The sequence below is a fragment of the Nostoc sp. genome (assembly GCF_036917375.1).
Classification (GTDB): domain Bacteria; phylum Cyanobacteriota; class Cyanobacteriia; order Cyanobacteriales; family Nostocaceae; genus Nostoc.
In genome coordinates this window covers 109,789-127,107 of sequence record NZ_JBALDN010000056.1, presented here as the reverse complement: position 1 = coordinate 127,107, position 17,319 = coordinate 109,789, and the positions used below count along the sequence as shown (strand labels likewise).

Annotated in this window: 14 protein-coding genes; 11 read left to right on the top strand and 3 right to left on the bottom strand. The window is 41.4% G+C overall.

Annotation, left to right across the window (positions count from 1 at the left end; genetic code table 11):
• The first annotated feature begins 82 nt into the window (after positions 1–82).
• From V7K45_RS14850 to menH, 4 genes are all read left to right on the top strand, one after another.
• Entirely contained in the window at positions 83–712 is a 630-nt protein-coding gene (locus V7K45_RS14850; RefSeq protein WP_094348455.1) for a LabA-like NYN domain-containing protein, read from the top strand.
• Positions 712–1,923: an LPS export ABC transporter periplasmic protein LptC gene (gene lptC / locus V7K45_RS14845; RefSeq protein ID WP_335004605.1), complete on the top strand. Its 1,212-nt coding sequence runs from the start codon at positions 712–714 to the stop codon at positions 1,921–1,923. The genes V7K45_RS14850 and lptC overlap by 1 nt, the downstream gene beginning before the upstream one ends.
• 224 nt (positions 1,924–2,147) lie before the next feature.
• Positions 2,148–2,549: a metal-sensitive transcriptional regulator gene (locus tag V7K45_RS14840; protein WP_335004603.1), complete on the top strand. Its 402-nt coding sequence runs from the start codon at positions 2,148–2,150 to the stop codon at positions 2,547–2,549.
• Between the two features lie 229 nt (positions 2,550–2,778).
• Complete coding sequence (gene menH / locus V7K45_RS14835; protein WP_335004601.1) at positions 2,779–3,597, top strand: 2-succinyl-6-hydroxy-2,4-cyclohexadiene-1-carboxylate synthase; 819 nt, start codon at positions 2,779–2,781, stop codon at positions 3,595–3,597.
• Positions 3,598–3,614: 17 nt separating this feature from the next.
• On the opposite strand, the gene V7K45_RS14830 is transcribed toward menH, so the two are convergent.
• A complete protein-coding gene (locus tag V7K45_RS14830; protein WP_335004599.1) occupies positions 3,615–4,259 on the bottom strand; it encodes a glycoside hydrolase family 24 protein in 645 nt (214 codons plus the stop codon).
• 921 nt (positions 4,260–5,180) lie between these two features.
• Between V7K45_RS14830 and hpsJ-B the strand changes: the two genes are divergently transcribed.
• The 6 genes from hpsJ-B to V7K45_RS14800 all read left to right on the top strand — a co-directional run bounded on the left by hpsJ-B (position 5,181) and on the right by V7K45_RS14800 (position 14,049).
• Positions 5,181–6,023 carry a hormogonium polysaccharide biosynthesis protein HpsJ gene (gene hpsJ-B, locus V7K45_RS14825; protein ID WP_335004597.1) on the top strand — a complete coding sequence of 281 codons (843 nt, stop codon included), beginning with the start codon at positions 5,181–5,183 and terminating at the stop codon, positions 6,021–6,023.
• Positions 6,024–6,150: 127 nt separating this feature from the next.
• Positions 6,151–7,059, top strand: coding sequence for a glycosyltransferase family 2 protein (locus V7K45_RS14820; RefSeq protein WP_335004595.1), 909 nt, complete (start codon positions 6,151–6,153; stop codon positions 7,057–7,059).
• Positions 7,060–7,555: 496 nt separating this feature from the next.
• Entirely contained in the window at positions 7,556–8,320 is a 765-nt protein-coding gene (locus tag V7K45_RS14815) for a DUF502 domain-containing protein (RefSeq protein WP_335004592.1), read from the top strand.
• A 309-nt stretch (positions 8,321–8,629) separates the two neighbouring features.
• Positions 8,630–9,271: a transcription antitermination factor NusB gene (gene nusB, locus V7K45_RS14810; protein ID WP_292787087.1), complete on the top strand. Its 642-nt coding sequence runs from the start codon at positions 8,630–8,632 to the stop codon at positions 9,269–9,271.
• Between the two features lie 263 nt (positions 9,272–9,534).
• Positions 9,535–11,208 (top strand): signal recognition particle-docking protein FtsY, encoded by a 1,674-nt coding sequence (ftsY, locus tag V7K45_RS14805; protein WP_335004590.1) that lies wholly within the window; start codon positions 9,535–9,537, stop codon positions 11,206–11,208.
• Between the two features lie 1,449 nt (positions 11,209–12,657).
• A complete protein-coding gene (locus V7K45_RS14800) occupies positions 12,658–14,049 on the top strand; it encodes a PP2C family protein-serine/threonine phosphatase (protein WP_335004588.1) in 1,392 nt (463 codons plus the stop codon).
• Positions 14,050–14,599: 550 nt separating this feature from the next.
• On the opposite strand, the gene V7K45_RS14795 is transcribed toward V7K45_RS14800, so the two are convergent.
• A complete protein-coding gene (locus tag V7K45_RS14795) occupies positions 14,600–15,883 on the bottom strand; it encodes an ankyrin repeat domain-containing protein (protein WP_335004586.1) in 1,284 nt (427 codons plus the stop codon).
• Between the two features lie 187 nt (positions 15,884–16,070).
• Between V7K45_RS14795 and V7K45_RS14790 the strand changes: the two genes are divergently transcribed.
• Positions 16,071–16,541, top strand: a complete 471-nt coding sequence (locus V7K45_RS14790) for a DUF4079 domain-containing protein (RefSeq protein ID WP_099099590.1) — start codon at positions 16,071–16,073, stop codon at positions 16,539–16,541.
• Between the two features lie 81 nt (positions 16,542–16,622).
• Here the strand turns inward: V7K45_RS14790 and V7K45_RS14785 are convergent, their stop codons facing one another.
• Positions 16,623–17,294, bottom strand: a complete 672-nt coding sequence (locus V7K45_RS14785) for a DUF1997 domain-containing protein (RefSeq protein ID WP_335004584.1) — start codon at positions 17,292–17,294, stop codon at positions 16,623–16,625.
• Positions 17,295–17,319: the final 25 nt, after the last annotated feature.

Genomic DNA, 17,319 nt, shown 5'->3' with positions numbered 1-17,319 from the left:
ATCATAAGCCGCTGTGACTAGCATCTAAAAGTTGGTAATTTGTATCAAAAATAACAGGGATAAAAATTGAGGTATCACAACAATGTTGAATAATTTGGAAAACGATTCAATATTTACGCCAGAACAAGTTTTGGAGAATCGGGGTAGGGTCGCCATATTTATTGATGGCTCAAATTTATTTTACGCTGCACTGCAACTAGGGATTGAAATCGATTACACGAAGTTATTATGTCGATTAACAGGAGGTTCTAGATTACTGCGTTCTTTTTTCTACACTGGTGTAGACCGGACAAACGAGAAACAACAGGGTTTTCTGCTGTGGATGCGTCGCAATGGCTATCGAGTCATTGCTAAGGATTTAGTCCAGCTACCAGATGGCTCTAAAAAAGCTAACCTGGATGTAGAAATAGCAGTAGACATGATGGCGTTAGTAGATTCTTATGATACCGCAGTTTTAGTTAGCGGTGATGGAGATTTAGCTTATGCGGTAAATTCAGTCAGCTATCGTGGCGTGCGGGTAGAAGTTGTCAGCTTGCGTTCCATGACCAGCGACAGCTTAATTAATGTAAGCGATCGCTACATTGATTTAGAAGCCATCAAAGAAGATATTCAAAAAACTCCTCGCCAAAGCTATCCATACCGGCCGTTATCTGGGATCGGTTTTTTGGAAGACCCCAGAACTAGTGATGGACACCTAGAAATTCAAGAATAATGGCGTATCAATTTCATAAAAGAGGGAGATGGGGAAAGAGAAAAATTCAAAATTTCTCCCCCACTCCCTCCTTTCTTATTTTACCTTTGACTTTTTTCTTGGTATTTGGTTTAGTTGGCTGCGGTGGCAAATCCCCCACAACTTCGCAACAAAATACTGCGGATTCATCTAATAAAGATAGCAATTTGACTTTCTTTGATGTCACCCTAGAACAAGCAGATGAAGTGGGAAGGCCAATTTGGGCAGTCAGAGCTAAAACCGCAAAATACACCAAAGAAAAACAAATTGGTCAGGCTGAAAGTCCTTATGGTGAATTATATCAAGATGGCAAAATTGTTTACCAAATTAAGGCTGATGTAGCAGACATTGAACAAGATGGGAAGCAGTTGTTTCTAAAAGGTAAGATATTTGCCACAGATCCTAGCAATGGGATTGTGTTGCAAGGTAATGAATTAGAATGGCGTCCCAAAGAAGATTTGTTGATTGTTCGTAACAAGATTAACGGCACTCATAAACAACTACAAGCAGTAGCACAGGAAGTCCGAGTTAAAACCCGCGAACAACGGATGGAATTTTCTGGAGGAGTAGTAGCAAATTCTATCGATCCCCAGATGCAACTGAGAACTGAACATTTAATCTGGAATATTAAAGAAGAAAAACTGATTGGCGATCGCCCTCTAGAAATTGACCGCTACAAAGATAATAAAATTAGCGATCGCGGTAAGGGAAATTCTGCTGAAGTCAACTTAAAAACAAAAATTGCTACTGTCCAAAAGAATGCTCAACTAGACTTACTAGACCCACCAATGCAAATAGCTAGTAACTCTATGACCTGGAACATGAACGCTGAAACTGTCACTACAAACTCACCTACGCGAATGTTCCAGCGTGCCGAAAATGTTACAGTGACAGCCAATCAAGGTGAAATGAAAATACCGCAAAAAACCGTTTACTTAAAAGGTAACGTTAACGCCGTTGGTCAGCGTCGCCAGTCTCTAAGATCCAATACACTAACTTGGTATTTAGATAATAAGTTAGTTGAAGCTCAGGGAAATGTTGTTTATCGGCAAGTTGACCCACCATTAAATTTTGTGGGTGAAACAGCAGTTGGTAATCTGCAAACAGAAAATATTGTTGTCAAAGGTGGTAGTTCTAGCGGTAGGGTAGTAACGGAGATTATTCCCCAAGAAAGAGCCAATCGTCAGCAGTAAAGTTAGGGTGAATGGGGCCTGCCTTCTCACCCATAAGTTTTGGGTTGGTCGAGTACTAGTAGTTCGCCAAGCGAACTTGGCGGGGTAAAGGGCAAGGGGAAAGGGGGAAAGGGTTTAAATCCCTTACCCTTTACCCTTTCCCCTTTCCCCAGCCCTCACCCAGCATTTTTGGGTTGGCAGAGTACTAGACTAGGATCTTAGTAATACAAGCCTTTTCATAGCCCATGAATGGATCAAACCGATTAAGTAAGGAATCCCTGCCAACATCCCAGCAAGTAGAACATTCCCACTATCACGATACAGACCACGAGCATACAGATCGGACTCATGGAACTGGAGAGTTGGCTCATCCTCACGTCCATAGCGAAGAGTCATTACGGCGAATTGCCAATCGATTATCGCGTATAGAAGGACATGTTCGTGGTATTAAAACAATGGTGCAGCAAAATAGCCCTTGTCCTGATGTTCTACTGCAAATTGCCGCAGTGCGGGGCGCATTGGATAAGGTAGCGCGAATTGTTTTGGATGAACATTTAACTGAGTGTATTGCTAGAGCCGCACAAGAGGGTAATATTGACGTTGAAATTAAACAGTTAAAAGCTGCTTTAGATCGATTTTTACCTTAAAAATTAGAAAAATAATCTAAAATGCGTCCGCAAAATTAATAATGCACTAGCAGCGATGTATCAAAATTCAATAGTGCATACTGCCATTCACTCTAACAACATCATATTGCCAACTGGTAGACAATCTATTTTTATAAACTTTCCTTTATTCACTTTTTCCAAGAGGCAACGAGGGAAAAACTTATTCCATCAGACAATCCGTTGTGAAATGATGATTTTTACCTAGACTATGATCCTAGAAAATTATCAATTTCATTATTCTTTAATTGGCACTCTAGATAAACCACTAATTCTTTTTTTACATGGCTTCATGGGTAACATTAATGAATTTGATGAAGCCTTCAAATTACTATTCAATGAATTTTCCTATTTAACACTTGACCTTCCCGGACATGGCAAAACCCAAGTTTTGGGTGAGGACAAATACTATACAATGGCAAACACTGCTCATGCTTTAATCAACTTACTAGATGAGTTAAAAATTGCCAAGTGCTTTTTAGTTGGTTATTCAATGGGTGGAAGATTGGCTTTATACCTAGCCCTGCATTTTCCAGAACGCTTTCATAAAGTTGTTCTAGAGTCAGCTTCGCCAGGTTTGCCGACAGAAGCAGAACGATTAGAACGCATTAAACTTGATACTCAAATCGGCAGAAAATTAACAAGAAGTCTTCAAAAAAGTGATTTTGCCACTTTTATATCAAATTGGTATAATCAACCGATTTTTGGTTATATAAAAAATCATCTAGAATACGATCGCATGGTTGAAAGTCGGTTGCAGAACAATCCAAAGGAATTAGATAAATCACTGCGCTTTATGGGTACTGGATGTCAGCCTTCTTTGTGGGAAAAGCTACAATTAAATACAATTCCCATGCTTTTACTAGTGGGTGAATACGATCAAAAATTTATATCTATTAATACAGAAATGGCTAAAATATGTGAATTTACTCAGATAAAAATAATTAGTAATGCTGCACACAATATCCACTTTGAAAATACCTTAGCATTTGTGGAAAATCTCAAAAGCTTTTTATCCGCAGCAAGTTAAAAATTAGGATAACTTCACTACTTCTTTACTGCCTTGCTAGAAGGAGTTGGGGATGGTGGCATCGGGGCTGTCGGTTGTTTAGCTGCGGTTAATTCTTCTTGCAACATTTTTTGATAAACCTTGGGCAAAGAGTTACTAACAGAATTAGTTTCTATGCCATATCCCAGACTTGTCCAAGTGGGAGAGAGCCGCCGCAAAACATCATTTAACTTTCCCTGACGCAACAGTTGAGAAATACTAGTTCCCCAAACTTTAGAATCATTTAACCAACGGTAAACTACTACATCTTGATATTCTGCTTCAAAACTATAAGTAGTCCAAAACATCATTCGCATCGGCTTTGGGTGATAAAGAGGGGCTAAACGATACCAAGTAATGTTGATAATTTGATATCTGCCAGCAGCGGTAGAACAATTACCTGTGTTGGGGCCTGTGACAATTGTGACGCATATCTCAGGATGTCGGCTAAGGTCGTTGACTTGCTGCCCACCATATAACAGCGAATAGGGACGGTTTCCACTAGCCTCACTTGCCGAGATGGTTCGCATTAAAGCGCGGATATAAGGGTCGCCCTCTTTCATCACCAAAGGCGGCTGTTTATTTTCAAAGATGGGATCGGAAGGCGATCGCAAGTCTCCAATATACCATTGCAACAAATACACAAATCCGAGAAGCGCGGCTATTGGCCCGATAAGTTTTTCAACACCTTTGAATTCAAAGCCTTTCAGAGTCTAACTCCTTCAAATTCACTCTTTTTGCTAACAAAAATCACCGACGAACTGATTCGAGTAAAGTTCACACCTGATTGTTAGTTATTATTTCCGATTTGCTCATTTTTATTAGGAATTAGCAAAAAAGAGTATAAATACAGGAGCTGGCAAGTAACTGAGGTACAGAATGCAAGAACTCACGCATCAGATATAAAGAGTTTCTACCTTCTGCCTCAAAACCCGTAGCTTTGTACTCCATGCAAAAGCAAACTATTTTCAGTATAACAAGTGAGATATTCGTAAAAATCCCGGACAAGTATAAACTCAATCACTTCTAGTAGTATTTACTCTCAGTAATAATTGCTTTCTTGCTCAAATTGGGTTGATAAGTCGATACAACCTCATTGCAAAGGTTTCGATTTAAGTTGACACCGATTCCAATACTTGTCGGTTAAGGGTAAAAGGGGAAAGGGTTTGAATTTACCTTTACCCCTTCCCCTTTTACCTTTCCCCCAAACCAAAAGAGAGATTGTTGGGTTTATCCGAAAAGTATTGACACCAATGCACATCTGTGAACCCTTACAAAAGGTCTGTATTACGACCGATTGAGAACTGTAATCAGGGTGATTGGGTAATTAATAAGTCTGTTCTTCTAGCCCCGCATCAACTTCGTATCTTAAAATACCAGGATTTTCCTGAAGACACTGTAGATAACAAATGTTACTGTGGGCTAGTTGAAAACCAAGAGGCAGATAGCCTTTACCAATATTGAATCTGCTTTGTGTTTTTACACAATAGTCATAGTCATGGGCACAATATTCAAGTAGCTTGAAATATGAAAATCACTCGTATTCTCCACCAGTTTGAAAAACTATGGTTAACCGTTTTACTTCCGTGAGTACTGCTCTCACACTTAAGGTCGTTGGAATAATCTGCATTTTGTCCTTTTTCGTTGACTTTTTGATTCTGTTGTTACCCTTTCAACCCACCGATCGGGTATGGCAAATCAATTTGGCAACAGCGCTCGTCGATCGAGGAATTGTTCCTCTAGTCGGTTTGGGGCTTCTGTTTGCTGCCTATTGGATTGAAAATGCCGATTCAGCAAGCGATCGCCCCCAAGGTATCGATTTAAGATTTCCCGCCGCGATTATCTCCAGTATTTTAGGGTTGATGTTCTTGCTGATTTTTCCCCTGCACCTAAATAACGTCAATCAAGCCAAGACTCAAACACTCAACCGAATTACCCAAGAAGCAGACCAAGCAGAAACTCAACTAAACACTCGGTTATCGCAATTGCAAGCACAACTGAATACTGACCAAGGAAAAGCGCAACTAGAACAGTTGCGAAACCAAACCAAAGCTCAGTTTAGTGAAATCCTCAAAGATGACCAAAAATATAAGCAAGCAATTGAAAGCCCTCAAATTCCCGCAAATATCAAAGAGTTACTGAAGAAGGCTAAAACAAATCCCCAAGTACTTGACAAAGCTATCGAACAACAAACAGATGTTCAAACGCTGCAAACTCAACAACTGAGCCAAGTTCGCCAGCGTCGAGACGAAGCACTGCAACAAGCTAAAGATACTGCTTGGAAGTCTGGACTGCGGATTGGTATTAGCAGTTTGCTATTGTCCATTGGTTACATTATCATCGGCTGGACAAGCCTAAGAGGTAGTGGTGCTGTACAAGGTGGTAAACCTAGAACTGCCGCACGCTAATCCACTATTGGCATGGCAGTAAGAAGTATCCAAAAATTATTGACGGCTGATACTGCCATGCGTCTAATAGCTAATAACTAATAACAAGACAATTATCACTGAGTAAAATCGCTATAAAACTTGAGTAATGTTCTCAATTTACATACTGACATATAACGAAGAACTAGATATTGCTGCTTGTATCGAATCGGCGATGTTATCAGATGACATCATTGTTGTGGATTCATGCAGTAGCGATCGCACTGTGGAAATCGCCAGTCGCTATCCCATCCGCGTTGTCCAACACGCTTTTGAAAGCCACGGACGCCAACGCACCTGGATGTTAGAGTCTATCCTCCCGAAGCATCAATGGGTTTATATTCTCGAAGCTGACGAGCGTATGACACCAGAACTATTTGCGGAATGTGAAAAGGCAAGTCAGAATCCAGACTACATTGGTTACTACGTGGCTGAACGCGTCATGTTCATGAATCGTTGGATTCGCTACAGCACACAGTATCCCCGTTACCAAATGCGACTCTTCCGCCATGGTAAAGTATGGTTTACAGACTACGGCCATACTGAGCGAGAAGTTTGTGAGGGTGCAACTAGCTTTTTAAAAGAAACATACCCACACTACACTTGTAGCAAAGGTTTGAGCCGCTGGATTGACAAGCATAACCGTTATTCTACGGATGAAGCTCAAGAAACCTTGTATCAGCTAGAACAGGGAAAGGTTAACTGGCAAGATTTGTTCTTTGGCAAATCGGAAGTCGAAAGACGGCGTGCCCTGAAAGATTTGTCTTTACGTTTGCCCGCCAGACCGTTGCTACGGTTTATATATATGTATTTTATCTTAGGCGGATGTTTAGATGGACGCGCCGGAGTGGCTTGGTGTACATTACAGGCATTCTACGAATACCTGATTTTGCTCAAAGTCTGGGAAATGAAGTATCTGCCAAAACCTAATTTAGATACAACAGCAATTTTGGTACAAGAGAGTACGCAACAGTTGCAGGGCGCGGATTCTGAAACTACACAGGTTGATGCGGCGTGAAGAGGGCTAGAGATTAGAAGGATTTCTTGTATAGCGATGCCTACGGCGGTAAACTACGCAAAATCATAGGGCACACAGATATACTACACAGATCCCTGACTTTGTAAAAGTTGTCAGGGGTTTTGTTTTTCATAATTTAAGGCTAGATATAAAGAGACTTTTCATAAAAGCCACCCCTGCTCAAAAGTGAATAACTGACCAGATAAAATAATTTATTAGTTTACCCTGTAGTACTTTCACAATCATGAGCAGCTTTTGATTAAGAACGGTAGATTAATAATATCTAAGAACTTGCAACAATCATTTACAAGTCTTATAAAGAAAAGTAACATCCTCTAAGAATAATCAGTCGTCATCGGATTGGTTAATGTCTATGTGTATGCTTATAGGAAAATAGCTGATTTTCAGCAGCAGGCAACTTGCTAGCGCTTTAGACAGTTACTTGCGGCAGAATCTGCCAAAGTTAAAGCCTTCGGAATTTGACGAATCTGCTGGTATGGATACGAATAACAAAAGTTCCTCTAGCTTAAAACAGGAGAATCGGGGCTTGGTAATCGATCGCCTAAAACAGGACTTAAAAAACGACCTGATTGCTGGTTTGTTGGTAATAATTCCCCTAGCAACCACAATCTGGCTGACAATTACCATTGCAAGTTGGGTAATCAACTTCCTCACCCAAATTCCCAAACAATTGAATCCCTTTGATGGGTTAAACCCATTTTTAGTAAATATACTTAATTTATTAGTAGGCTTGGCTGTACCACTACTAAGTATATTGCTAATGGGCTTGATGGCTCGAAATATAGCTGGGCGGTGGTTGTTAGATTTTGGTGAGCGATTATTACAGGCAATTCCTTTAGCAGGGCAGGTATACAAAACTCTCAAACAGCTTTTAGAAACAATACTGAAAGATTCTAATGGCAAGTTTCGCCGGGTAATTTTGGTGGAGTATCCTCGCCGAGGAATTTGGGCGATCGCTTTTGTTACTGGTGCAATCAGCAGTGATATTCAAGCCCAGATGTCTCGCCCCGTGCTAAGTGTTTTTATCCCCACCACTCCAAATCCAACTACCGGATGGTACGCAGTCGTTCCTGAAGACGAGGTGGTGAACCTCTCGATGTCGATTGAAGACGCCTTTAAAATAGTTGTATCAGGTGGCATTGTCGCCTCCAATACGCCTTTGGTTTTCCCCAAAGAGTCCACATTGGAAGTGAAACACGAAGAAATCAAGCAGCAGGTTATTCCCGTTGAAGAAACGTGAAGAAGGCAGAAGGCAGGAGGCAAGAGGCAGGAGGCAGGAGGTTCAATAAAGAATAGTGGCTTACACCCCATCTAATTCCAAGCCACTAACTCAGAAATTTTGGTATCTTGACTTAAACTCCAAGGAAAAGCTCTGGTTGCGACAAGAGATATAGGAGTGTATTTCTCCTGCACTCTGCCTCTCTGGAATCAATCTGGCATAGTCACAAGCAAATGCGTAATGTTGTTGTTTAACTGTGCCAAAATTGATAGGCTTATAAGTTTGTTTTGCCTAGTTAATTCAGTTCTCGCACAATCACCCCTCAGTTTTATGCAACCTCGTAAACCCCAGCAAATTGCTCGTGAATTGGCGCTTTTAAGTCTTAGCCAATTGCCAGTCAACCCAAAAAAATTAGATAAATTGGAAGACGATCAACTAGTATCCAAGTTGGTGCTAGGAGCAGTACGCACTCTGACCTCAGAAGTACAAGATACCCTCGATAATGCCGCAGGTGAACTGCAACGCAGTAACGATCGCCTCTTAAGTAGCCAAACTCGGGCCTCCGACCTCAATACTGCCAGAACAATGCTTCAAGAAGCGATCGCCTGCACTCAGACAGCAATCAATCAGTTGGGTACAGCAGTTGATTTCCCAGTATTGATTCAGTTAGCCAATCAGGACAAGGGAGTTCGGAATTACGCTAAAGAGCTTGTGATTACCGTCAACGAAAATCGACACATTATAGATGAACTAATTTCTGCTGCCTTAGTAGATTGGCAAGTAACTCGCCTCGCCCAAATTGACCGCGATATTTTGCAAATCGCCGTGGCAGAAATGAAGTTCTTAGGAGTACCAGACAGTATCGCCATCAACGAAGCTGTGGAGCTAGCCAAACGCTACAGTGGAGACGATGGTCATCGGTTTATTAACGGTGTTTTGCGCCGAGTCACTGAGCAGAAAAAAACTGCGTAGTACTGCTGCGGAATTAATAATTTTTATACTGCCGTGGAGAAAAGTCTGTAGCCGCTTTTGCGGCTTCCTCCAAGCGGAACCTCTCCCTTTAGGAGTAAGGGGAAACGCTGTGAGAACGTAAAAAGCTCTCTGTTGTCACGATTCTCCTAGAACTGGCCTTGAAAGGTGAGGATAACTCGGAAGTTTTCACCCCAAGAAAAAGTGCAAAGTTAAATTAAACTCATAATTCATAACTCATAACTCATATAAACAATACTGCTGCAATGGTTTTTAATTGGTTCCGTCGTCAACATAACGATTCCTCTAATACTCCCTCTGATAAGAAACAGGAAGAAACTCCTCCTGCACAAGAACCCCAACCAGAGCCAGCCGAAACCTCAACACCAACTGCTGAGACTGCACCAGACACAACAGCAGATTTATTAGCATTTGCGAAAGCTGCCTACAAAAATATTCAGCAAAAACAGCAAGTTGAGGTAGTAGAAACCCCACCTGATTCAGCAGATACCTTAGCATCATCAATACAACCTGAAACCGCAGAAACGGTAACTGCGGCAATAGCTGAACCTGAAGCAACTGAGGAACCTGTTAGTACAACCGTAGAAACGGCACAGCCAGAAGTTATCCAAGCTGCTAGTGAGGAAGAAATTATAGAAGATTCTTCTGTGGCAGCAATTGCTGAACAGCCAGATGTTTCCACCACAGAACTCACTGCAAGTGAAGTTGAACCAACACCCACCGAACAATTAGCTACGCCAGAGGCAACACAGCCAATAGCACCAGCTAACTTATCCTTTTTAGAACGAGCGGCGGCAGAACGGCAAGCCAAGCTAGAACAACTAATAGCCACTGCCATTGAAGTTCCAGAACCGGAAGTAGTACAGCCAGTAGCGACAACCTCAGAAACAGGAGAGGAAATTCCCGGACTGTTATTTGATGATGGGTTTGTCTGGTCGGCGAAAGTTCTAGCAGCTCAAGGTAGGAGTGCAGAAGACGTTTCTATTGAAGAAATTACCTGGCTGAAAAAACTCCGGCAAGGATTAGACAAAACTCGCCGTAGTATTCTTAACCAACTGAAGGCGATCGTTGGTCAAGGGCCGCTAAACCAAGCTGCTGTAACGGAAATTGAGGCATTGCTTTTACAAGCTGATGTGGGTGTAGAGGCAACAGACTTTATTATCAATGCCCTACAAACAAAACTGCGAGAAGAAGTTACCGCACCTGAAGAAGCGATCGCTTTCCTGAAAAAAATCCTTCGGGATATGCTGGATGCACCGAGCAAAACATCTCACAAAACTACCTTTACCCCAGAAAAAGAAACCTTAAATATTTGGTTAATCACTGGGGTAAATGGTGCCGGTAAAACCACTACCATCGGCAAAATTGCCCACTTGGGACAAAAATCTGGTTATAAATGCTTGATTGGCGCAGCAGACACCTTCCGTGCCGCCGCCGTGGAACAGGTGAAGGTTTGGGGTAGTAGAAGTGGCGTCGATGTAATTGCCAATCCGGGAAAAAATACAGATCCGGCAGCAGTTGTATTTGATGCGATCGCAGCCGCCCAAGCGCGTCAAACCGAATTACTTCTCGTAGATACAGCTGGGCGACTGCAAAACAAGAAAAATTTAATGGATGAACTCGGTAAAATCCGGCGAATTATCGACAAAAAAGCCCCAGATGCCAAAGTAGAATCACTTTTGGTTCTAGATGCCACTTTAGGCCAAAATGGACTGCGGCAAGCCGAAGTTTTTTCCCAAGCTGCCCAACTCAGTGGTGTTGTCTTAACCAAGCTAGATGGCACTGCCAAAGGCGGCGTTGCCCTTGCCGTTGTGCAACAGCTAGGTTTACCCATTCGCTTTATTGGTGCTGGCGAAGGAATTGAAGACCTACGCCCTTTTTCGAGCTATGAGTTTGTCGAAGCTCTCTTGAGTGGTTAGTTGAAAAATTTCGAGTTAAAAATTTTTTTTAACAAACTTAGGACTTACGTAATACTGTATGATTCTTCTCTGGGAGACGCTGCGTGTTGGCGTCAGCCTCTGACAGAGAAGGAAATTCGATAAATTAAGCTTTTTAGCTATTTTTGCATAAGTCCTAAAACTGAGAAATTTAGGGATGACCGATCTGGTATTATCACTTGAACTAACTAGAAACAGCTCAAGTCCTAAAATTATGAATTTGTCACAATAAATTAGTGACTTTTGCTAAAATTTCTAGCTAATGCCCTTTTTGAAGTCTTAAATGGGCTTTTTAAATGTAGCAGCACGGTATTTATACCATTTTGGATTTTAGATTTTAGATTTTGGATTGTGAAACATCCATTGGATAAGTGTTTCAGTTTTCCATGTGTCGCAATCATTTTTCAAATTGGTATTAGTTATTACATACAAAAGCCCCTAGACTTGCATATTGCAGCAATTGAAAAGGGAATCGAGACTACTATCTATCCCACAAATACAACTCTATTGTGGGATGGATAGCAATCTCAGTGGTGAGCAGTGCTTTGGGGAACCAGCGCGGGAGGTTTTTCCTCCATAGGTGTTTGGTGTTGGCTATGGCGACTTACTCGTGCAACGTCTCTTAAGAGGTTTGAATTCTGATGGTTAAATGAAAAAACTCTTTCTGGCTTTTGACTTAAAAGTTTTTAGAGGATATTTCTTCTATTTTTAGTGTCATCTCTTCTATTCATATCTTACACTTACCAAATGACTCACACCTAAAATAAATTACAGGCGAATGCTTTAACTCTGCTACATCTGGCTAACAAGATAGAGTTACTCTATTTTTATCTCGTTTTTGTGGGTTTAAATTTTGCGTATTCAGCAACTCAAAATTCACAAAACGAGAAATTAAAAATGGAAAAGCTAAATCTTGGCGATTATCCCAGCAATTATGGTATACAAATTAAATATTTGAAAACTTATTTACATATTCTCAGGTTTGGGAAGGAGCATCAATCTGTTTTTTAGCAAATTAAGCTCGATTTGAGCGCTTATAGAGGTTTTCACTCAAAAGACTTATAGTCTCCTAGTTGCTTCTGCCCAAACTGCCCCTCTGAAAGCGTTATAAATTATTCTTTGAATAAAGTATTTTTATGACTTTAGAGATATGCTTTGGTAATTAAGTTATGAAAAAATGAAAACCTTTCTAATATATCAGCAAAAATAGTAATTTTTACGGGTAGAATTTGGACTAAAAATACATGATTTGAAATTACCAATATTCCATCAGAAATACAATAAGCAAATAAAATACTTATAAAATTTGCCTGTTACGTCTTTATACTCTTGCTAAAATGGCAAGTCTTGTCTAAATATGGTTTAGCAATGCCAAAGCCAAAAGATTTATAAGTCATCTAAAATCTGCCAATATAAAGTGCAATAATACCCGTGCCTGTGTCTCAACTGCCCTCTCAACCCACTGATAATAATAGTAGCGCCGCGACGGATGTCACACCAGTCGTGGCACTCAAAGAACTCGTGGCAAGGTTGCACCGGGAACAGAACAAAATTCAAGATTTGCTAAGTTCTTTAGGATTTGCCCTGAGAAGTTTCAATAATTTGAATCAGTTTTTAGAACTGATTCCGCTGATGGCAACAAGAGTGACAGATGCAGACGGTAGCGCCCTGTTTCTCTACAAACCTAATGGTCAAGTCAGGTTAGAACAATTACACTGGCAAGATAGTGGCCAGCGCAAAAATATCCGCAAAGCGCTAGAAATAGCCAGTAGTCAAATTACGCTTTTGCCCAATAGTGCCCCCCTAGCGAATGCTACGGGGATTTTGGATGACCAGATGCATCGGTATTTGGGGCCAGATGTGCAAATTTTTGGTACGGCAATTCTGGTAAAGCATACAGAACGGGGATGGCTCTATGTCTTGAGCCGCGATCCAGAATATAGTTGGACAGAAACCAGACAAAAGTTAGTTAGGTTAGTGGCAGACCAAACAGCAGTAGCGATCGAAAACGATGAACTAGCTGTAGAACTAAGAAAAAAAGAACGCCTAGACCAAGAATTAGAAATTGGCGCAGAAATTCAACGGCGACTTCTACCACGTCAATGCCCTACAATCCCTGGTGCAGTCCTAGCGGCACGGTGTAAACCTGCCAATCGCGTCGGTGGAGACTACTACGACTTTATTGCTACCAATCATAATAAGATTCAGCCCAAGATCAAAGGTGGCAGCGAAACTAGTCGCTGGGGTTTGGTTATTGGAGATGTCATGGGCAAAGGTGTCCCTGCTGGACTGATTATGACGATGATGCGGGGAATGCTACGAGGAGAAGTGTTACATGGTAATTCCCCAGCCGGAATTCTACAAAACTTAAATAGGGTTATGTATGCGGATTTGGAAAATTCCCACCGCTTTGTAACGCTATTTTACTCAGAATATAACCCCCACAGCCGAATTCTGTCTTATAGCAATGCAGCGCACAATCCTCCCTTGTGGTGGCACGCAGCGACAAAAACTGTCACCCGTTTAGATACTTTGGGAATGTTAATCGGTTTGGATGCTAACAGCCAATATGAAGATGCACAGGCACAGTTAGAGCCTGGGGACACAATTATTTACTATACAGATGGCTTGACTGATGCCGCTGCTGCTGGTGGCGATCGCTTCGATGAAGACAATTTTGTTACTGGCTTCAATACGGCTTGTAAATACTGCAATGGGCCAGAGGAGATTGTGGATTACCTCTTTGACCAAGTTCAGCAATTCATCGGTGCTGATAAACAAAACACTGATGATATGACACTAGTTGTTCTGCAAATTTTATAATTATTGGCTATTTATACTCGATCGAGTCCATTGGTCAATGCTTGAGTTTATGGTGACAGAGGATTCACCACAGTGATTCCACTAAATTTAATTTTTTATTTATTTTTATTTGAATTTTCGTAGCGATCGCCCAAATGGTTGTACATCAACCTTTTTTGGTAACTTGTTTGTATTTAGCCTTTAGGATAATACATAAAAAATGATCGTTAGAATACTTTTCTGTTCAATTAAAAACTATATATTTTGCACATCTAGCACAGTAGGAAACGCCAAGGGGGAGAGCAGGTAAAAGGTAAAATGTACAAGGTAAAAAGTAAAAGGTAAATTTACTTCTTCATTTTTGCTTTCTTTCTATCCTTGTGACGCAAGCATTTGGTCTGCTCCCTTTTGGCGTTTTAATTTTTCCTTTCTCCGCCGTAGCAAGTTCACAACAGCTACGACGGAGTTTTGCTTTCTTTGTTTCTTCGTCCCAGATTTGGATTTTTTTAAACTTCCTTTAATGATTTGTCAAGATATTTCTGAAAATATTTTAGATGAAGAATTGAGATTGCTATTCTTGCGCCCCAGCTTTTTGCAGACTCCGCACCACATTTTTATAACCATTAAATTCTGCAATCATCAAAGCAGTATAACCGCCACGGTTTTTCAAATTTACATCTGCCCCAGCTTGGAGTAACAACTGCACAATTTCGTCATAACCTGCTGAAGCCGCCCACATCAATGATGTGGCCCTCGCTGAGTCTTGAAAATTCACATCTGCCCCCTTTGCTAGCAGCAAATGTACGATCTCTTTGTGTTTGCGTTCGGTTGCCTCGATCAAAGCAGTTTTGCCATCATCCCCTGGAATGTTGACATCAGCACCATAGTCTAACAACACTTGCACCGTTTGGGTGTGTCCTTGTGATGCAGCCAACGTCAAAGGTACTTCACCAAGATTTTTCCCATTTATATCTCCGCCAGAACGTAGTAGTGCCTCGACAATTTGGCTATGTCCCTGCAATGCTGCTACAAGCAGTGGTGTATCGCCCAAGTGGTTCTTTATTTGGACATCTGCACCCCTGTTAAGTAAGATTTGCACGACATCAATGTAGCCTTCCACAACGGCAAGGTGTAAGGCAGTTTCACCATCTCGATCTTGAAGATTAATCTGGGCACCTCTATCTAGTAAAGCTGCTACGATCGCACTGTGTCCAGCCGCTGCTGCTGCCGATAGGGCAGTTCCACCATCAGCGTTTTTCACATTCACATCAGCCCCTGCTGCTAGCAGTGCTTCCACAATCTCCAGATGTCCCAAATCTGCCGCTAGCATTAAAAGTGTCTCACCCTCCTCATCTGGGATATTGACATCGACACCAGTTTGCAGAATTGCTTGTAAAACTTCTATTTTTCCCTGCTTAACGGCAAGTTTCAACGCCGTATCATTATCTTTATCAGCAATATTAACTTGGGCACCAGCAGCCAATAAAACTCGCACTACATCGATATAACCTTTGAGGACTGCTGCCATTAATGCTGTACTGCCATCTTCATTAGTGGCATTGACATCTGCACCTTTGGATAATAAAAGTTGCAAAATGTCAAGCTGTTTGGCACTAGCCGCCAACATCAAAGCCGTTAAACCATAGAGTTTTCTGGGCAAGTTGATATTTGCCCCAGCATCCAGCAGCGATCGCACAATTTCGGTGTAGCCTAAATTGGCAGCAAACATTAACGCCGTGGTACCTTGGCGATCGCACGCGTCCACCCTCGCACCAGCAGCCAATAGCGCACACAGATCCTTAATATCACCACTTTTAGCAGCTTTGAGCAGCAAAGTATCGTTGTTTTCAGTCATGGATCAGATCCCACACAGGGGGTTTTGTTCGTCTACCCTCAAAATTTAGTCTGAGATTGTTTATCCACTTTGGCAAGAGGGCAAAGGAAAATAGTCGGGGGAGCCTCTTTTAATTTGTGCAAATTTAAGCACAGAAAATAGAGTTATGCTAATTTTTATGAAGATTTAATTATTAGGCGAGAACACGATGAGTCTGGAACTTTCTACGTCGGTGAAATATTGGCTGAACTTCTTCCATCCGGTGCTCATGTGGGCGCTATTAGTACTCTCAATTTATGCTGCCTATTTAGGACTGCAATTGCAGCGTACTAGAAATGCTCAGGGGGAAGAAAAAAAAGAATTGATTAAAGGTAGATATAACGTCAGACATTACCAAATCGGATCTATACTCCTAGCTTTGATGGTAGCAGGTGCGATCGGAGGGATGGCTGTCACTTACATTAATAACCAAAAGTTATTTGTCGGGCCTCACCTACTAGCAGGACTGGGTATGACAGGTTTGATTGCATTTTCTGCTGCCTTGTCCCCTTATATGCAAAAAGGAGCAAATTGGGCACGTGCAACTCATATTTTAATAAATTTCACCCTTTTGGGACTTTTTGCTTGGCAGGCTGTTACTGGCGTGCAAATTGTCCAAAAAATTCTCACTCAAGCATAGTTAGCAAAGTAGGGTAGCACAGCTGTGCTACCCTACAAACGTACAAATAATTTAGAATTATTGATTTTTTAGAAATCCCTATCAACGCTTTTGCTTAAAATTAGCAGGAAACGGTATTCCCAAAGATTTATGAAAATCTTCCTGAACTTTGCGAGTTAAGCGGCGGGAGACTTGGCGGACAATTTGATTAAGTAAGCGATCGCCTGTAGATTGAATTATAGACTTGGGTAATCGCTGAATAAACCGGGGAAAGTGAAGATAAACGATCAAATCCAATTCCCATTCAACTCTTGTAACCTTACCAATGCTAGTGGAAACATCGGCTTCTTTTAACTCTAGAGATGCGTGATAGTCTACGTCATAACCAGGCGGTTGGTAGTCAGGAATGGGAATTGTACGGATGCGGTAAATACCCTCTTCTGGGGGCAACAATTCCAAACCTATTTTCGGTTCTACTTCATAACCAAAAGAACCAAAACGACCAATTGTTAAAGCATAGCCATTTTCCCCAAGTGATTGTACCTTCATGGGTTCAGCGCAGCGCGAAAACCATGAGGCGTGAGAATTGAGATACTCAGCAACCTTCTCTACTGGGGCAGCCATTTCCATAAAATCTTGATAACGACCGTAAAATTTTGTCAGCGTCGCTACATTTGGTTCTGTTAATGTGTCCTCGGCTTCTTGGGTGGACACTACAGGTAAAACTGCTTCTGTTATTTCCCAGGATTTATATTCGCCTTTTCTTGAAAGCATAAATGCATTACTCTATATTTTGGCG

Excerpts from the sequence above, each read along its gene's own strand:
- V7K45_RS14850 (WP_094348455.1), top strand. The coding sequence starts at position 83 with ATGTTGAATAATTTGGAAAACGATTCAATATTTACGCCAGAACAAGTT.
- lptC (WP_335004605.1), top strand. The coding sequence starts at position 712 with ATGGCGTATCAATTTCATAAAAGAGGGAGATGGGGAAAGAGAAAAATT.
- V7K45_RS14840 (WP_335004603.1), top strand. The coding sequence starts at position 2,148 with ATGAATGGATCAAACCGATTAAGTAAGGAATCCCTGCCAACATCCCAG.
- menH (WP_335004601.1), top strand. The coding sequence starts at position 2,779 with ATGATCCTAGAAAATTATCAATTTCATTATTCTTTAATTGGCACTCTA.
- hpsJ-B (WP_335004597.1), top strand. The coding sequence starts at position 5,181 with ATGGTTAACCGTTTTACTTCCGTGAGTACTGCTCTCACACTTAAGGTC.
- V7K45_RS14820 (WP_335004595.1), top strand. The coding sequence starts at position 6,151 with ATGTTCTCAATTTACATACTGACATATAACGAAGAACTAGATATTGCT.
- V7K45_RS14815 (WP_335004592.1), top strand. The coding sequence starts at position 7,556 with ATGGATACGAATAACAAAAGTTCCTCTAGCTTAAAACAGGAGAATCGG.
- nusB (WP_292787087.1), top strand. The coding sequence starts at position 8,630 with ATGCAACCTCGTAAACCCCAGCAAATTGCTCGTGAATTGGCGCTTTTA.
- ftsY (WP_335004590.1), top strand. The coding sequence starts at position 9,535 with ATGGTTTTTAATTGGTTCCGTCGTCAACATAACGATTCCTCTAATACT.
- V7K45_RS14795 (WP_335004586.1), bottom strand. The coding sequence starts at position 15,883 with ATGACTGAAAACAACGATACTTTGCTGCTCAAAGCTGCTAAAAGTGGT.
- V7K45_RS14790 (WP_099099590.1), top strand. The coding sequence starts at position 16,071 with ATGAGTCTGGAACTTTCTACGTCGGTGAAATATTGGCTGAACTTCTTC.
- V7K45_RS14785 (WP_335004584.1), bottom strand. The coding sequence starts at position 17,294 with ATGCTTTCAAGAAAAGGCGAATATAAATCCTGGGAAATAACAGAAGCA.